The organism is Halobacillus halophilus, from assembly GCF_020171985.1.
Classification (GTDB): Bacteria; Bacillota; Bacilli; order Bacillales; family Halobacillaceae; genus Halobacillus; species Halobacillus halophilus_A.
In genome coordinates this window covers 45,419-62,250 of record NZ_JAIVAL010000009.1, presented here as the reverse complement: position 1 = coordinate 62,250, position 16,832 = coordinate 45,419, and the positions used below count along the sequence as shown (strand labels likewise).

General features: G+C 45.0%; 18 protein-coding genes and 1 riboswitch. Of the genes, 17 read left to right on the top strand and 1 reads right to left on the bottom strand.

Features of this window, described 5'->3' with window-relative positions; all coding sequences use genetic code 11:
- Window positions 1-12: 12 nt before the first annotated feature.
- A complete protein-coding gene (locus LCM11_RS14520; RefSeq protein ID WP_224894996.1) occupies window positions 13-171 on the bottom strand; it encodes a Fur-regulated basic protein FbpA in 159 nt (52 codons plus the stop codon).
- 119 nt (window positions 172-290) lie between these two features.
- A riboswitch (SAM riboswitch) is annotated at window positions 291-398 on the bottom strand.
- Window positions 399-699: 301 nt separating this feature from the next.
- Here LCM11_RS14520 and LCM11_RS14515 point away from each other — a divergent pair.
- From LCM11_RS14515 to LCM11_RS14435, 17 genes are all read left to right on the top strand, one after another.
- Window positions 700-1,869: an acyl-CoA dehydrogenase family protein gene (locus tag LCM11_RS14515; protein WP_224894995.1), complete on the top strand. Its 1,170-nt coding sequence runs from the start codon at window positions 700-702 to the stop codon at window positions 1,867-1,869.
- A gap of 22 nt (window positions 1,870-1,891) precedes the next feature.
- The gene (locus LCM11_RS14510; RefSeq protein WP_224894994.1) at window positions 1,892-2,656 is read left to right on the top strand and encodes a beta-ketoacyl-ACP reductase; all 765 of its coding nucleotides are present in this window, start codon (window positions 1,892-1,894) and stop codon (window positions 2,654-2,656) included.
- A gap of 18 nt (window positions 2,657-2,674) precedes the next feature.
- Window positions 2,675-3,109: a MaoC family dehydratase N-terminal domain-containing protein gene (locus LCM11_RS14505; protein WP_224894993.1), complete on the top strand. Its 435-nt coding sequence runs from the start codon at window positions 2,675-2,677 to the stop codon at window positions 3,107-3,109.
- Complete coding sequence (locus LCM11_RS14500) at window positions 3,106-3,525, top strand: MaoC/PaaZ C-terminal domain-containing protein (protein ID WP_224894992.1); 420 nt, start codon at window positions 3,106-3,108, stop codon at window positions 3,523-3,525. Before LCM11_RS14505 ends, LCM11_RS14500 begins: the two co-directional genes overlap by 4 nt.
- A 25-nt stretch (window positions 3,526-3,550) precedes the next feature.
- Complete coding sequence (locus LCM11_RS14495) at window positions 3,551-4,780, top strand: acyl-CoA dehydrogenase family protein (RefSeq protein ID WP_224894991.1); 1,230 nt, start codon at window positions 3,551-3,553, stop codon at window positions 4,778-4,780.
- Window positions 4,770-5,543, top strand: coding sequence for an SDR family oxidoreductase (locus LCM11_RS14490; RefSeq protein ID WP_224894990.1), 774 nt, complete (start codon window positions 4,770-4,772; stop codon window positions 5,541-5,543). Before LCM11_RS14495 ends, LCM11_RS14490 begins: the two co-directional genes overlap by 11 nt.
- 239 nt (window positions 5,544-5,782) lie before the next feature.
- Complete coding sequence (locus tag LCM11_RS14485; protein ID WP_224894989.1) at window positions 5,783-6,955, top strand: thiolase family protein; 1,173 nt, start codon at window positions 5,783-5,785, stop codon at window positions 6,953-6,955.
- Window positions 6,956-7,027: 72 nt separating this feature from the next.
- Window positions 7,028-7,597, top strand: coding sequence for a TetR/AcrR family transcriptional regulator (locus LCM11_RS14480; protein WP_224894988.1), 570 nt, complete (start codon window positions 7,028-7,030; stop codon window positions 7,595-7,597).
- Window positions 7,598-7,664: 67 nt separating this feature from the next.
- The gene (locus LCM11_RS14475) at window positions 7,665-8,072 is read left to right on the top strand and encodes an acyl-CoA thioesterase (protein WP_224894987.1); all 408 of its coding nucleotides are present in this window, start codon (window positions 7,665-7,667) and stop codon (window positions 8,070-8,072) included.
- 20 nt (window positions 8,073-8,092) lie between these two features.
- Window positions 8,093-8,869, top strand: coding sequence for an SDR family NAD(P)-dependent oxidoreductase (locus LCM11_RS14470; protein ID WP_224895107.1), 777 nt, complete (start codon window positions 8,093-8,095; stop codon window positions 8,867-8,869).
- Window positions 8,870-8,939: 70 nt separating this feature from the next.
- Window positions 8,940-10,610, top strand: a complete 1,671-nt coding sequence (locus LCM11_RS14465) for a long-chain fatty acid--CoA ligase (RefSeq protein WP_224894986.1) — start codon at window positions 8,940-8,942, stop codon at window positions 10,608-10,610.
- A gap of 93 nt (window positions 10,611-10,703) precedes the next feature.
- The gene (locus LCM11_RS14460; protein WP_224894985.1) at window positions 10,704-11,567 is read left to right on the top strand and encodes a branched-chain amino acid ABC transporter permease; all 864 of its coding nucleotides are present in this window, start codon (window positions 10,704-10,706) and stop codon (window positions 11,565-11,567) included.
- On the top strand, window positions 11,568-12,599 hold the full coding sequence (locus tag LCM11_RS14455) for a branched-chain amino acid ABC transporter permease (protein ID WP_224894984.1): 1,032 nt from the start codon (window positions 11,568-11,570) through the stop codon (window positions 12,597-12,599).
- Between the two features lie 3 nt (window positions 12,600-12,602).
- Window positions 12,603-13,367 (top strand): ABC transporter ATP-binding protein, encoded by a 765-nt coding sequence (locus tag LCM11_RS14450; RefSeq protein WP_224894983.1) that lies wholly within the window; start codon window positions 12,603-12,605, stop codon window positions 13,365-13,367.
- A complete protein-coding gene (locus LCM11_RS14445) occupies window positions 13,360-14,067 on the top strand; it encodes an ABC transporter ATP-binding protein (RefSeq protein ID WP_224894982.1) in 708 nt (235 codons plus the stop codon). Before LCM11_RS14450 ends, LCM11_RS14445 begins: the two co-directional genes overlap by 8 nt.
- Before the next feature lie 73 nt (window positions 14,068-14,140).
- Window positions 14,141-15,364, top strand: a complete 1,224-nt coding sequence (locus tag LCM11_RS14440) for an ABC transporter substrate-binding protein (protein WP_224894981.1) — start codon at window positions 14,141-14,143, stop codon at window positions 15,362-15,364.
- Between the two features lie 256 nt (window positions 15,365-15,620).
- The gene (locus tag LCM11_RS14435) at window positions 15,621-16,829 is read left to right on the top strand and encodes an acyl-CoA dehydrogenase family protein (RefSeq protein ID WP_224895106.1); all 1,209 of its coding nucleotides are present in this window, start codon (window positions 15,621-15,623) and stop codon (window positions 16,827-16,829) included.
- Window positions 16,830-16,832 lie beyond the last annotated feature (3 nt).

Here is a 16,832-nt window from a genome sequence, read left to right as displayed (position 1 = left end):
AAAACTAGCTGCTTACCCAATTTTATCTTTGAGAAGATCGTATTCACTTTCCAGGTTTTCCAAAGGCATATTTACAAGGTTCTTGCGTTTATTTTTGTAATTACGGGTTTGAATAAGTTGGCAGATTAGAAAGTTCCTGCGCTGAATCACGGCATCTCGAAGTCTAGACATTGATGATTCCTCCTTTGTTTACGAAAAAATCTAACATTACCTGAATCTATAAACGGAGTAAGATATATCAACAAAACAAAACCCCTTCTTTTGGAAGAGGTTGTACGTTCATCGTCCTCTCCTTATCTTTCAGACCATGGTCTGCTGGAAGGAGCACCTTCAATGGCTTTCATAGAGGTTGCTGCGGGATCAAAAGACCAGTTTCCTCCCCCGGCTCTTCATAAGGAATTCAGTTCTAAAGTACACAATTATGACTGTACCCGATAACAGAATCTGTTAATCATGCTTTTGGAAGATCCATATTAGCATGTCAAAATCACAATGCGAAAAATGACGAATTTACTTGATATATAACGGAAAAAAACGATAGATAACCTGAATCACAATCCTTTTAGAAATCACATCCAGATTTTATGCAATAAGTGTTGTATTTTCCGAAAATTTAAAATAATATAAAACTAAACATACTAACCAGTAGGTATGTTGTTTATCCATCTTTTTAAAATAACAAAGATTGGGGATAGTGGTATGCATTTGCGATTAACAGAAGAACAGGAAATGGTTAAAAAGACCATTCGTAAATTTGTAGAAAAAGAATTAATTCCTTTAGAAAATGATGTGCTGCGTAATGAGCGGGAAGGAAAACCCAGCCTTCCCGAAGGCAAGATGAAAGAGCTCCAGATGAAGGCAAAGGAAGCTGGATTTTGGGGGATTAATACGCCGGAGGAATATGGAGGGGCAGATCTTGGACAAATGATGCTTGCTATTGTGCAGATGGAAGTAGCACGGACGTTTGTCCCTTTCCAGTTCGGCGGGTCCGCTGACAACATCTTGTATTACGGAAATGAAGAACAGAAGCAGAAATACCTGATCCCTACGATCAACGGCGAGTTAAAATCCTGCTTCGCCATGACAGAGCCAGGAGCGGGTTCTGATACACGTAATATCAGGATGACGGCTGTTAAAGAAGGAAATGAATGGATCCTAAACGGTGAAAAAACATTTATCACCGGCGGAAACGAAGCGGACTTTGTCATGGTCATTGCGGTTACCAACAAAGAACTTCATCAATCCTCAGGTGGGAGGGAAGGAGTGACCTGCTTTATTGCTGACCGTTCCATGGGGTGGAAGTCAGAGTATATCCACACTATGGGCGAGTGGGGACCGGCAGCGCTTGTTTTCGATAATGTAAGGGTTCCTGAAGAAAATATATTAGGTGAAATCGACCGAGGGTACGAACTCGGACTTGAATGGATTGGTTTTGCCCGGTGGGTTGTCGGGGCAAGAGCTGTGGGAGCAGCGGAACGATTACTAAATATGGCGATTGATTATGCCAATGAGCGAGAGACTTTCGGAAAGCCGATCGGAACCAGGCAGGCTATTCAGTGGCAGATTGCCGATTCAGCGGTAGAGATTGAAGCAGCCAAATGGCTTGTATTGAATGCTGCTTTTACGCTCGACAATGGGGAGGATAACCGCCACTACGCTTCAATGGCTAAGCTGTATGGTGCAACCATGGGGAATAACGTGGTAGACCGCGTGCTTCAAATCCACGGAGGTATGGGCTACACAAGAGAACTTCCAATCGAGCGATGGTACCGTGAAGCAAGACTATGGAGGATTTATGACGGAACGGACGAAATTCAGAAATTAATTATCTCCAGAAATCTATTAAAAGGACATGTGAAAATCGGCTAGATATTAAGGGAGGAAAATCAACATGGGAAATCAGTTTAAAGGAAGAACCGCATTTGTAACCGGAGGAAGCCGTGGGATCGGGAAGGGAATTGCGCGTCGTTTCGCGGAAGAAGGGGCTAATGTAGCCATTATAGATGTGAACGAAGAGGCACTGCAGGAAGTGGAGAGTGAATTTAAGGAAGCTGGTTTTGATATTTACTGCAAAACAGCCAATGTCGTAGAGTTCAGTCAAGTGGAAGCGGCTGTTCAGGAGGTTCATGAGAAATTCGGAGCGGTTGATATTCTTGTTAATAACGCCGGGGTTATTCGTGACAATATGCTGTTTAAAATGACCGATTCCGACTGGGATACAGTGATGGATGTTCACTTAAAAGGGTCATTTAACTCAGCACGCGCGGTACAAAAGTATATGGTTGAAAATAAATATGGACGGATTATTAATATTTCATCAACGTCGGCCCTGGGTAATCGCGGACAGGCAAACTATGCAACAGCGAAAGCAGGTCTGCAGGGCTTCACCAAGACCCTTGCGATTGAGTTAGGCAAATTCGGAATTACGGCAAACGCTGTAGCTCCAGGGTTCATAGAAACGGAAATGACGAAGGAAACAGCTGCCCGAATCGGGATTTCGTTCGAGGATTTGGTACAGGCAAGCGTGGAGAAAATCCCGGCTGGGCGGAGTGGTAAACCAGAGGATATTGCCAACGCCGTTGCTTTTTATGCTGATGAGCGTTCATCGTTTGTAAATGGCCAGGTTATTTATGTGGCCGGAGGTCCTAAAGACTAATAGGGGAGGAAGCTGACTATGTTTGAGCATACGATTGGCAAAAGGTCTGAAAAGGTAAAAAATCGAGTAGAGCGAGGGGCCGTGAAAAAATTCGCGGAAGCTATCGGAGATTTACATCCGATTTATACAGATGAAGAAAATTATTCCCGCAATATAGCACCGCCGACGTTTCCAAGAGTATTTGACTACGGAAATATTGAAGAGTTGAACCTGCCGAATAAAGGATTGATTCACGGCGAACAAAACTATCATTACGAGCGGCCGCTTTTTGTAGAAGAAGAGATTCTATGCTACGCCGAAGTAGAAGATTACTATGAACGCAGTGGTAAAAGCGGAAATATGGGATTTTTAAAAGTGAAGAGGTACGGCGAAGATCCAGAAGGCAAACTTATTTTTTCAGAAGAGCAGGTGGTTATCATCACGGAAGCAGTGCGAAAGGGGATGACGGTATGACTGGATTAAAGGGTTTGCAAGTGGGCGAATCACTCGAGGCGATCACGCTTCCTCCTGTATCCAGGCTTGATCTTATTAAATATGCGGGCGCGTCAGGAGACTACAATCCGATCCACACGATTGATGAGGAAGCAGAAAAGGCTGGTCTTCCAGGTATTATTGCTCACGGCATGTGGACGATGGGAAACTTAGCCAAGCTGTTCACTCCTTATTTTGAGGAAGGTTTTATCCAGGACTATTCGATCCGCTTTAAAGGAATGGTTTTCCTGAACGATGTGATTACGCTCCATGCGGTTCTTGATGAACAAGGAGAAGAAGAACTATCCTTCTCTGTCCGTGCCGCTAACCAGGATGGCAGGGATGTCATCAAAGGAAATGTCGTATTTTGTAAGCGTTTTATTACAGCAGCTACATAAAACGGGGTAACGGAGGGACAAATCCATGGATTTTGAGTACTCACATAAAGTGAAAGAGCTTCAGAAAAAATTGAATACCTTTATGAACGACTATATTTATCCCAATGAAGCGGTTTATGAATCCCAGCTTAATCAGCAGGACCGTTTTGCCGATGTGCCGCCTATAATGGAGGAATTGAAAGGGAAGGCCAAAGAAGCCGGGTTATGGAATTTGTTTTTACCAGATAGTGAACGGGGGGCGGGTCTTTCCAACCTGGAGTACGCTCCTTTATGCGAAATTATGGGCCGATCGAGCATCGCGCCAGAAGTGTTCAACTGTGCTGCTCCGGACACAGGAAACATGGAAGTATTGGAGCGATATGGCACTCAGGAACAGAAAGACCAGTGGCTGCGTCCTTTATTAAATGGGGAAATCCGTTCCTGCTTTTCTATGACGGAGCCGGATGCTGCCTCCTCTGATGCGACAAATATTCAAACGAGTATAGAACGAGTCGGGGACGAATACGTGATCAACGGAACGAAATGGTGGTCCTCCGGTGCGGGAGATCCTCGCTGCAAAATTAGTATTGTTATGGGAAAAAACGATCCGGATGCTCCTAAATATGACCAGCAGTCGATGATTCTGGTTCCACTTGATGCCAGGGGAGTGACGATTAAACGGACACTTCCGGTTTTTGGCTACGATCATGCCCCACACGGACACGCGGAGATTGAATTTACAGACGTTCGAGTTCCTGCTTCCAATTTGATTTGGGGAGAGGGAAAAGGGTTTGCCATTGCTCAAGGCAGACTGGGACCAGGAAGAATTCATCACTGCATGAGAACGATTGGAGCAGCAGAACGAGCGCTGGAAGAAATGTGTACAAGGGTGCAGGAGCGCGAAACGTTTGGGAAAAAGCTTGCGGATCAGGGTGTGATTCGTGAATGGATTGCGGACTCAAGAATCGAAATTGAGCAGGCGAGGCTTCTTACGTTAAAAGCAGCTCATATGATGGATACGGTCGGAAACAAAGAAGCGAAGGCGGAGATTGCCATGATCAAAGTGGTGGCACCGAATATGGCGCTTAAAGTCATTGACCGCGCGATTCAAGCGTTTGGTGCAGCGGGCGTAAGTCAGGATACGATTCTTGCGTCGCAGTGGGCAAATATACGGACGCTGCGATTGGCGGATGGGCCAGACGAAGTCCATCGACGCGCAGTTGCTAAATATGAGCTTAAAAAGACGCAGGATCGGAGTGGCGAATATGCACGCTAAACTGCTTTTTGATCTTACGGATAAAGTGGCCATTGTGACTGGAGGAGGACGGGGACTTGGTAAACAAATCGCAGAGGGCTTTGCGGAATCAGGTGCCCACGTTGTGGTTTGCTCACGTAAGCTGGATGCCTGCCAGGAAGTAAGCAGTCAATTAAAGGAACTTGGGGTAGACTCGCTTGCTTTTGAATGTGATGTTACAAATCCCGACAGTATGCAGAAGGTCGTGGACGAAACTGTCCAACATTTTGGACGTATCGATATATTAGTAAATAATAGCGGTGCGACCTGGGGAGCTCCGGCAGAGGAAATGCCGCTTGAAGCCTGGCAGAAAGTATTTAACGTGAATGTGACAGGCACATTCCTCATGTCTCAAATCGCAGGAAAAGTTATGCTCGAGCAAGGGTCCGGGAAGATCATTAACATTTCATCTGTGGCCGGTTTAAAAGGATCAGATCCAAAATACATGGACACGATTGGCTATAATTCAAGTAAAGGAGCTGTTCTTACCTTCACCAAGGATCTTGCTGTGAAGTGGGGGCCACGGGGAATATGTGTGAATGCAATTGCTCCAGGATTTTTCCCGACAAAGATGTCCAAAGTACTTATGGAAAGAGGCGGAGATGCCTTTTTGGAAGGCACGCCCTTACGCAAATTCGGAAGTGAAGATGATCTAAAAGGAGCGGCTATTTTCTTAAGCTCCGCGGCTTCTGATCATATTACAGGTGACGTCATCATCGTGGATGGCGGCACACATGCCATGTGAAAAAAGCTCTGTTAAGCATTTGTTTTCATAAAGACTTATAAACAATAAGACCCATTACTGTAAAGACTCAGTTTCGAGATATCTTAGGTCCGTTGCTGATATAAAAAGGGGCTGGATACGGAAACAACTCGCTTTCCTGCGGCCCTACACGAGGTAGGGTCGATACATACAGAAAAGGGAGCTTAACTGGAAGATCAATACGGAATTTTAACGGATACAAATAATAGAGGGGTGACATTATGAGAGAACGTGATGCGGTGATTGTATCAGCAGTACGAACGGCTATCGGCAAACAGGGAGGAACACTCGCCAAGGTACCAGCTCATGTCCTTGGAGCAGAAGTGATTAAGGAAGCAGTCAAACGAGCTGGAGTCGATGTGGATATGATTGAAGATGTGATTATGGGAAACGTGTTAAGCGGTGGTGGCAATGTGGCTCGTCTCTCGGCATTACAGTCAGGGCTGTCTATTAACCTTCCTGGCTTAACAGTGGACAGGCAATGCGGCTCAGGTCTCAATGCGATATATCTCGCTTCGCAGGCCATTCGTGCAGGAAGCGGCGATGTCTATGTGGCGGGCGGCACGGAGAGTATGAGCCAGGCTCCTTATTTGATGGAGCGTCCACAAAGAGCTTTCAGCCCGGTTCCCCCTAAGTTTATGAAATCACAGCTGGCGCCAAAAGAGATTGGTGATCCTCCAATGGGGATTACGGCTGAAAATCTTGCTGAGAAGTATAGCATTCCAAGAGAAGAACAAGATCAATTCGCTCAGCAAAGCCAGCAGAGAATGGGAACGGCGATAGAGGAAGGGCGCTTTGAAGAGCAGATCGTACCGCTTGAGATACCAGTTCGAAAAGGCGCCACTATTCAATTTAAGGTAGATGAACACCCAAGACCCGATTCAACGGTGGAGGGCATGGCCAAATTACGTCCGGCTTTTCTTGAAGAAGGAACGGTAACCGCTGGAAACAGCTCCGGTTTAAATGATGCTGCTTCTGCTCTAATGGTTATGTCGAGAGAAAAAGCAGAGGAAGCAGGCTTGACTCCATTAGCCACTGTGAAGGCTTGCACTGTTGCCGGAGTAGACCCGAATATTATGGGAATCGGTCCTGTGCCTGCCACTCAGAAAGTATTGGAGCAGACGGGTCTTGGATTAGATGATATGGACATTATCGAGATTAACGAAGCGTTTGCTGCACAGGTGCTTGCTTGTAATAGAGAAATGGAGATGGATCTTGAGAAAGTGAATGTTAATGGAGGAGCGATTGCTCATGGGCATCCTCTTGGAGCAACAGGAGCCATTCTTGCCACTAAAGCCATTTATGAATTGAAACGAAGGGACGGGCAATACGCTTTAGTTACAGCATGCATTGGCGGTGGTCAAGGAATTGCCATGGTTCTTGAACGTGGATGAAATCCATCGTTTTCGTGTAATTTAGGAATGTTATAATAACGTATCATCCCTAAACGAGAGGACAATGCAGCGATGAAACAGAAAATGATTGATGTGAGCATTCATCTATTTGACAAAAAAGGCTTCACGGAAACGTCGATTCAGGAAATCGTCGACGAACTTGGAGTCACCAAAGGTACCTTCTATTATTATTTCACCAATAAACAGGAATTGTTAACGACGATTCACTTAAACTTCATTGAATTTCTCCTTAATAAGCAGGATGAAATTCTTCAGGATGAGGCTAAAGATTCCAGGGAAAAGCTGCGTGCGATGATTTATATGGTTCTGCAAAGTATTAACGAGCGGAAAAAAAGCGCGAGGATCTTTTTCCGCGAAATGCGTAATTTGGGCCCCAAGTACCTGGAGCAGAATGTTGAAAAAAGAGACCAATTTCGCAAAAATCTACAGCAGCTTGTGGAAGAAGGTATCCGTAAAGGAGAGTTTCAGGAAGATCTCCATGCCGATATGGTTACGCGCGGAATACTAGGAATGACAAACTGGAGTTATTACTGGTTTAACCCTGAGGGGGAGGTATCAGCTGAAGAACTCACAGATATTTATGTAGAGATCCTTTTAAATGGAATTAATAAAAGCGACTAACGAGGTCGCTTCCCTTATGGAGGGGTTTATTCAAAGGATACTAACCGGTTAGAAGGGAGGGTGACATTTGAATCATGAAATACGAGTGAGAGTAAGGTTCTGTGAAACGGATATGGCAGGACACGTAAACAATACGAGTTATTTCATTTATCTAGAGGAAGCCCGGGGGAAATTCTTTCAGGAAGTGATTCCGGAAAAGCTGAACTCAGCTGGGCAGTTCATTTTGGCTTCCACGAAATGCGATTTTGTCAGTCAGGCTTATTTTGGGCAGGAATTGATCGTGTCTTCCTGGGTATCACACATTGGAAACAGCAGCTTCTACTTTACTCATAGTATAGAAGCAGCCGATACGGGAGAACGGATTGCAAATTCCGAAGCCGTAGTCGTTCATTTTAATTATGAAGCGCAGAAAAGTGAAATTATCCCTCAACATTTGCGTGACGCACTTGAAAGTCATCTTGTTCAGAGTTCATAAGCAGAAAGGAGAGATCAACCATTTCTAGATTTAAAGGTACGATAGCTGTGGTAACAGGCGCGGGCAGCGGAATCGGCGAACAGACGGCTGCCCGACTTGCCTCCGAGGGGGCTCAAGTTATTCTAGTGGGACGGACTGTATCCAAGCTCGAGCGAGCAGCTCAGCAGATTAATGAAGGTCTGAGTGACCCAGCGGCTGATATTTTTCAGGCGGATGTGACGAAAGAAGAGGAAGTACAGGAGCTGGCTGGTTTTATTGAGCAGAAGGCAGGAGACATTCACGTTCTTGTGAACAATGCGGGCACCTCAGGGAATTCTAGCATTCTAAATATGGAAGAATCGGAGTGGGACAGAATTCAGAACACAAATTTAAAAAGCGTTTATCTAGTTTCGAAAGCACTTGGGCGTATCATGATCAAAGGTAAGGAGGAGGCAACAGAGGTCAATCGGTCGATCGTAAATGTGGCTTCTTTATCCGGACATAAAGCAGGAGCTAAAATTCCTCATTACAGCTCGTCCAAAGCTGCGGTCATCAATTTTACCAAGTCACTGGCCCTGGAGTTTGCTCCTTATGGAATCAGGGTGAATTCAGTTTCTCCTGGCTTTGCGGAAACTCCCCTCACAGAAGAAGGGCTAAAGAATAAACGATTTGAAGAAGCCATTCAGCGCAATACAGCGCTCAGTCGAGTGGGAAGGCCTGAAGAAATTGCAAAAGTAATTACTTTTGCTGCCTCAGACGAAGCCTCCTATATGACGGGATCAGATTTATTAGTCGATGGCGGATGGATGATTACTTAATTTCTCTTTGGCTAAATAAGAAAACGCTTACAAAATCCTTTAGATCCGAATTGAAAAAGGAGAGATCTTCATGAAAACGAAGCACTATGATTTCTGGCCGAAATTAACGAAGACGATTACCGTGCCGGAAACATCTATTTACGACAATCTTAAAGTATCTGCAGCGCGTTACCCCGATCACGAAGCGATTTATTATTATGGTGCAACGATGACATACCAGGAACTTTTGGCAGAAGTCGATAACCTGGCTGGTTATTTGCAGCAATACTTAGAAGTCGCCAAAGGCGAGAAAATTCTATTATTCATGCAAAATTCTCCCCAGTTCATTATTGGTTACTATGCCATCGTAAGAGCAGGAGCAGTTGTCGTACCGATTAATCCGATGCTGAAAACAAATGAGCTCGAATTCTACATTAAGGATGGTTCCATGAGAAATGCCTTAATTGGACAGGAATTCATGGAAATTGTCGAGCCGTTAGTAGAAAGTACGTCGCTTGAAAATCTGATCGTGGCTGCTTACTCCGACTATAAAGGAAATGAACTGGGAGATTATCTTCCGCCAGAAGTTTCGGCGGAACGAGCATCTTTATCGGGAGAGCATCTGCATATATGGGTGGAGGCTCTTAAACGCAGAGCAGAACCACAGGATCAATTGATTGCAGCCGATGACTTAGCTGTACTTCCTTACACATCTGGGACGACAGGCCTGCCAAAAGGGTGTATGCATACGAATCGTACCGTGCAGGCGAATACCGTTGGTGCGTATCACTGGGCTCGCGCGACTACTGATTCAAGTACGTTAGCCACCCTTCCGCTATTTCACGTGACCGGAATGATTCACAGCATGCTGATGCCGATTTTCAGCGGGAATAAAATTGTCGTTATGACCAGATGGAACCGTGAAGCAGCCCGCCAGCTGATTCGCGATCAGCAGTGTACACACTGGGTGACGATCAGCACCATGCTGGTTGATTTCCTTGCCAATCCTGATGTTAAGTCGGAGGATCTGAGCTCGCTTTATGCGATATCGGGCGGAGGAGCATCTTTTCCAAAAGCTCTTGGCGAAAAGCTCTACAATCTAACTGAGCTTGAATTTGTGGAGGGATACGGGCTGTCTGAGACCATTGCTCAAACCCATTTCAATCCACCTGATCGGCCGAAACTTCAATGCCTTGGCATCCCTTCTTTTAATGTGGATTCACGGATTATTGATCCGGCCACAAATGAGGAAGTTCCGACTGGGGAAATTGGAGAAATTATTGTTAACGGTCCTCAGGTCATGCTCGGTTATTACAATCGTGAAGATGAAAATGAAAGCGCTTTTATTGATATTGACGGCAAGTCATTTTTCCGGACAGGAGATATCGGACGTTGTGATGAGGAGGGCTACTTCTTTATTGTCGATCGAGTGAAGCGGATGATCAATGCTTCTGGATTTAATGTCTGGCCGACCGAAGTAGAATCAGCTCTGTATGATCATCCCGCTGTTCAGCAAACTTGTGTAGTGGGCGTACCAGATCCGCGGAAAGGTGAAAATATTAAAGCGTTTGTCATTTTGAATGATGGATACGAAGGAGAAGTGACGGAAGAAGAGATTATCACATGGTCCAAAGAACGGATGGCAGCTTATAAGTATCCAAGAATGGTGGAGTTCCGAGAAGAATTTCCTACAACCAATAGTGGAAAAATCTTGTGGCGGAAACTGCAGGAACAGGAGAAGGAGAAGGTGCAGGGCAGTTAACAATTGATTGAATTGATCTGGGACCCCGGGGTTTCTTGTAATGTTCATCCTGGGTCTTCCCGGACTTCAAAATCTGGTTAAAGGGGAAGTTCAATGGATATTTTAACGCAGCAGCTATTCAACGGGCTGACAATTGGCAGCGTGTATAGTCTGGTTGCTTTGGGACTGACACTCGTTTACGGCATCCTTCACATTCCTAACTTTGCCCATGGTGCTCTTTACATGCTGGGTGCTTATATCACTCTGACCATGATGCTGTTATGGGGGATTCATTATTGGATAGCTATGGCCGTTTCTGTTCTTGTAGTTGGACTTCTAGGGGTGCTTATGGACCGTCTGGTTTTCCACCCGCTTCGAAATGCCCCTCCGATCCACGATAAAATAGCGGCAATTGGTATGCTGTTGTTTCTCGAAGCATTTGCTCAATTGATCTGGGGCGCTGACTACCGTACTATGACCACACCTTATGGACAAGTCATTAACCTTTTTGGAACGACCGCCACAATGCAGCGGGTGCTCATTAATATTGGAGCTATAGCGGTCATGATTCTGCTCTATCTGTTTTTGAAAAAGACGTACATTGGTTCCACCATTATTGCCATGGCTCAAAACCGTGAGGGAGCCCATTTAGTCGGGATCAACACAAATAAAGTCGCGATGCTTACGTTTATGATTTCCGGTGGATTGGCAGCCATAGCCGCTTCTTTATCGGCACCGATTAATCTTGTCTTTCCGGGAATGGGGCACCTTGTTATCCTGAAAGCCTTCGTCATCATCATTCTTGGCGGAATGGGCAGTATCCCTGGAGCTATTCTCGGCGGTTATATTCTTGGTTTTACGGAGAGTCTTGGCGCCACCTACATTTCTAACGATTATAAAGACCTCATTGCTTTTCTACTTCTTGTGATTATTCTATCCATTCGTCCTAAGGGTCTTTTTTCCAGGGAGGGTTTCTAAATGGGAGCTTATCTTAAGAAAAAAGGCTGGATCATCGGTTTCATTTTACTAGCCGTGGTATTTCCTTTTCTCTCGCAAAATGACTACTTTCTGCATGTGTTAACTCTTGCCTTTATCTGGATGATTGCGGTTTATGGGCTGAATCTTCTGGCAGGTTATACCGGATATTTGTCCCTTGCACACGCTGGTTTTTTCGCCATTGGAGCTTATGCTTTAGGATTGCTGACGGTTAAAGCAGGGCTGAACTACTGGGTTGCTCTCGCACTTGCCTGTGTCATTACAAGTGCCATTGGTTTTGTGGTAGGGCTGGTTGCGTTGAGGACCCGGGAACATTTTTTTGCCATCTATACGCTGTGTGTTGGGTATATCATCTATTTAGTGATCGATAAATGGGACAGCCTCACCGGCGGTGTGCGGGGATTGATTGGAATTCCTGCTCCAACAGCAATTGGTCCCATATCGTTCGAAACGCCTCTCTCCCAATATTACCTAATTCTCTTTTTCTTACTGGCTACCATTCTCGTAATGTATCGGATTGTCCATTCTCTCACAGGCCGCACCTTTATAGCGATTCGAAACAGTGAAGACCTGGCTCAGACGATTGGGATCTCTACGATGAAAAACAAGCTGCTCGTCTTTGTTCTTTCCACGTTCTTCGCAGGTCTTGCGGGAGCCTTGTATGCTTCTTTTATCAGATTTATTGGTCCTGATATTGGATATATTACAGTGATTTTCGATTTCCTTACCTATTTACTTGTCGGTGGACTGGGCACTCTGGCTGGTCCTATTGTAGGCACTTTTCTTATTGTCAGCGTCTCTCAATCTCTTCAATTTCTGCAAGACTACCGAATGCTTATTTTTGGTCCGCTCTTAACTTTACTGATCATTTTCTATCCAAGGGGCATTGCAGGGGCATATCTTGATTTTCGTATGAAGAGACAAGCGAGAAAGAAGAAAGCCGTTCCGTCAAAGCAGACTTCTTATGTTCAGCAGTCACAGGAAGATGAAGAGAAAAGAGTAAAGGAGGGATAAGGCATGTTTATCGAAACCAGACAGCTCACGAAGAAGTTTGGGGGACTAATCGCTGTTAACGAAGTAGACTTTACAATTGAAAAGGGCAAGATTAACGCGATTATCGGTCCTAATGGAGCCGGGAAATCCACGTTCTTTAATCTGGTAAGCGGGTCGTACACACCAAGTTCAGGGCAGGTTTTTTATAAGGGGAAGGATATTACGAAATTGCCTCCGAATAAGATCGCATCTCTCGGGGTAGCACGTACGTTCCAAACCACAAACCTTTTCGAACAGTCCACCGTTCTTGATAACGTGATCGTTGGACACCGGCTAAGGACAAGGTCCAATCTGCTTGATGCAGTGCTCAGAACCAAACGTTATAAACACGAAGAGAAAAAGTGCCGAGACAAAGCGATGGAGGTTCTGGACTTCGTTGAATTGACACATGTAAGAGATGAGCTTGCTGTGAACATCTCCCAGGAAGAGAAGAAGCGGGTAGCTTTCGCTCTTGCGCTGGCTACGGATCCGGAAGTCGTTTTTCTCGATGAACCGACTGCAGGGATCAATCCAGGAGAAACAGAAGGCCTTGCAGCATTAATGGAAAAGATGGTCAAACGGGGCATTACCGTATGCTTAATTGAACATAAAATGAAAATGATTATGAAACTTGCCGATAAAATCATGGTATTAAATTATGGGGAGAAAATTGCAGAGGGAACTTCTGAGGAGATCATGAACAACCAGGCTGTTATAGAAGCATATCTAGGTGGTGACGCGAGTGCTTGAGTTATCCAATGTGTCCGTAAAATATGGAAGCTTTGCGGCAGTAAAAGATATTGATATTGAGGTTGAGAAAGGAGAACTGGTCGTTTTACTTGGCTCAAATGGAGCTGGAAAAAGTACAACCTTTAACGCCATTAGCGGACTGCAAAAACCTAGTGCCGGGGACATTCTTTTTGAAGGGCAATCCATCACAGGCTTATCACCAGATAAGATTGTACAAGCTGGAATCGTGCAATGTGCGGAAGACCGCAAGTTGTTTCCACAAATGTCCGTTCATCAGAATTTAATTATGGGCGCTTATGTTCACAGGAGAAAGCGTAAGCAAGTGAAAGAATCTATTTCCGAAGTATATGAACTTTTCCCGATTCTGCGAGAGAAAAAAGAGAACGCTGCCGGTTCCTTGAGTGGAGGTCAGCAGCAGATGCTCGCAATCGGCAGAGCATTAATGTCCCGGCCGAAGATGATGCTTCTTGATGAGCCATCCATTGGACTTGCTCCTCTCATTGTAGAGCAGATGTTTGAGGTCATTCAGAAAATAAATAAGGATGGTACGACCGTTTTACTGGCCGAACAAAATGCCTTTGCTGCATTAAAAATTGCGGATCGAGGCTATGTCTTTGAAAGTGGATCCATGGTGGTGCAGGGGTCATCGGAAGAGTTGTTAGCCAATGATACGGTTCGGAGAGCATATATTGGCGCCTGATAATTAGTGAGTAGAAGACGTTGGAGCAGCGGTCGGTCAAATAGAAAACACCTATCCTTAAGGAGGAGATCTAATGAAGGTTTTCAGATTATCTGCTTTTCTGGTGATGCTTTCGTTTCTGTTTATTTTAGGGGGATGTATTGATAACCCTTCCAATTCAGCATCTGGAGATGGGGGCGGAGAAAGTCAAACGGAAGAAACGAAAGCAGAAGAGGGGGAAAAACTGGTCAGTATCGGTTATACGGGACCTTTAAGCGGCCCGGCTGCCTATTATGGAGAACGCACGTTGAACGGTCTGAAAATGGCTGTCGAAGAAATCAATAATAATGGCGGATTTGAGATTGATGGACAAACATATAAATATAATCTCGTGTCGCTGGATGATAAATATCTCCCGAATGAGACCGCCGCTAACGCCAAACGTCTGCTTCAGGAAAATAATACTCCGATTATCTTCACTCCACACAGCGGAGGAGTAAAGGCGATGCAAGTATTCAATGAAAAGGAAAACTTCCTCATTGGAGCTTATACGAGTGAACCGGCAGTAACAGCTGAAGGAAATGAGCTGACGGTTCGGATTCCACCGAGCTATGATGGCTACATCGAACCATTCACTAATTACGCCATGGACAACTTCGGTAAGAAAATTGCAGCTCTTCCGACGTCCTCCCAGTACGGAAAAGACTGGACAGAAGCCCTGCTGCCATATTGGAAAGAACAAGGTGGAGAAGTGGTCTATAATTCATCCATCGATTTTTCGAAGGATACAGACTTCTTTACACTAGTGACTAATGCCTTAAAAGGGGATCCGGATGTTCTATTTATTGGAGGCCCATCCGAGCCAACGGCGAAAGTGGCCAAACAGGCAAGAGAATTAGGTTTTGAAGGTGGGTTTATCGTCATGGATCAGGCCAAACTGAATGAAATGAAAACCGTCACTGGTTCTTTAGAGATGCTGAATGGTGCGGTCGGTGTGACACCGCTTGTAAATTCAGATTACCCAGGAACTGCTGAATTTATTGAAAAATACAAAGAGAAATATGGGGAAGAACCGGGATCTGAAGCTGGTTACCATTATGTAGCGATGTATGCTTTTATGGAATCGATGAAAGCTGCGGGAACGGTCGATGATCCAGAGGCCATCCGTTCTCATATGCAAGATGGACTGGATGCGGTACCTAAAGAGAAAGAAGTGTACACAATTAAGAGAATTGAAGAGGATGGAGGATTCACGACTGGATTGCGCATTGCAGCTGTTGAAAACGGTGAAATCGTTACGATTAACGTGAACGAGTAAGGCTGAGTAAGCCAGTTGTATGAAGAGAATACACCATATAACTGGCTTTTTTTATACATAGACTTCCCTGGTAAGGAAGGTTGTAGTAAGCATTGTAGTTCATCAGCGGGTTATTACACTAAAGGGCGGGTTACTGTAAGACGCAGGTTCGAGATATTGTCTTGCTTTTTTTGGAAATGTTTTTAAGTGTAACGAAAAATAAGGTTCTTGTTGAATTAGCTGTTGGAATGAATAATTTAAGGAGGAAATTTGAATGATGAACTTTGAATTAACGGAAGAACAGGAAATGGTTAGAAAAGTGGTTCGTAAATTCGTAGATCAGGAAATCAATCCCTACATTCAGGAATGGGATGAAAAGGGTCACTTTGAATCCTCAATTATGCACCGTCTCGCAGACCTGGATCTGATGGGGGTGTGTATTCCTGAGCAGTACGGGGGCAGTGGAATGGATTACAATACACTGGCCATTGTCTGCGAAGAATTAGAGCGTGGTGATACAGCCTTCCGTACAGCTGTCTCCGTTCATACAGGTCTGAATAGCATGACACTGCTCCAATGGGGCAATGAAGCTCAGAAGCAGAAATACCTTATTCCACAGGCAAAAGGAGAAAAAGTAGGGGCGTTTGGATTAACAGAGCCCAATGCAGGGTCCGATGTGGCCTCCTTGCAAACTACCGCTACAGAAGAAGGGGATTATTACATTTTAAATGGGCAGAAAACGTGGATTTCCTTATGCGATCATGCAGATCATTTTCTCGTTTTTGCTTATACAGACAAAAGCCAGAAGCATAAAGGCATATCGGCTTTTATCGTAGAACGGACTATGGAAGGATTCTCCTCACAGGCTATCAAAGGCAAGCTTGGGATTCGGGCAGGGAACACGGGAGAATTATTTTTTGATCATGTAAAGGTACCAAAAGAACATCTGCTCGGTGAAGAAGGAGAAGGATTTAAGATCGCTATGGCCGCTCTCGACAATGGGCGCTTTACGGTGGCTGCCGGAGCATGCGGTCAGATACTTGCGTGCCTCGAGGAAAGTGTGAAGTATTGCCACGAAAGAAAAACGTTTGGTAAAGAAATCGGCAAGCATCAGCTGGTCCAGCAGATGCTTGCCAAAATGGAAGCGGGTTATCAGATGTCCCGTCTCCTTGTTTTCCGCGCGGGTGAATTAAAAAATCAGGGCAGACGGAACACACGGGAAACGTCACTTGCGAAATGGCAGGCCTGCGATTATGCGAATGAAGCAGCGAATGATGCCGTTCAAATCCACGGAGCTTACGGTTATTCACACGAATACCCGGTAGAACGATATTTAAGAAACTCGAAAGCTCCAGTCATTTATGAAGGAACGCGTGAAATTCATACGGTTATGCAGGCGGAGTATGTACTTGGCTATCGATCAGATAAGACTTTGTCACGCTCGCTTCCGGCTTGGCCGTATGATGAGGTGAAGGAAGAAGTGTAAGAA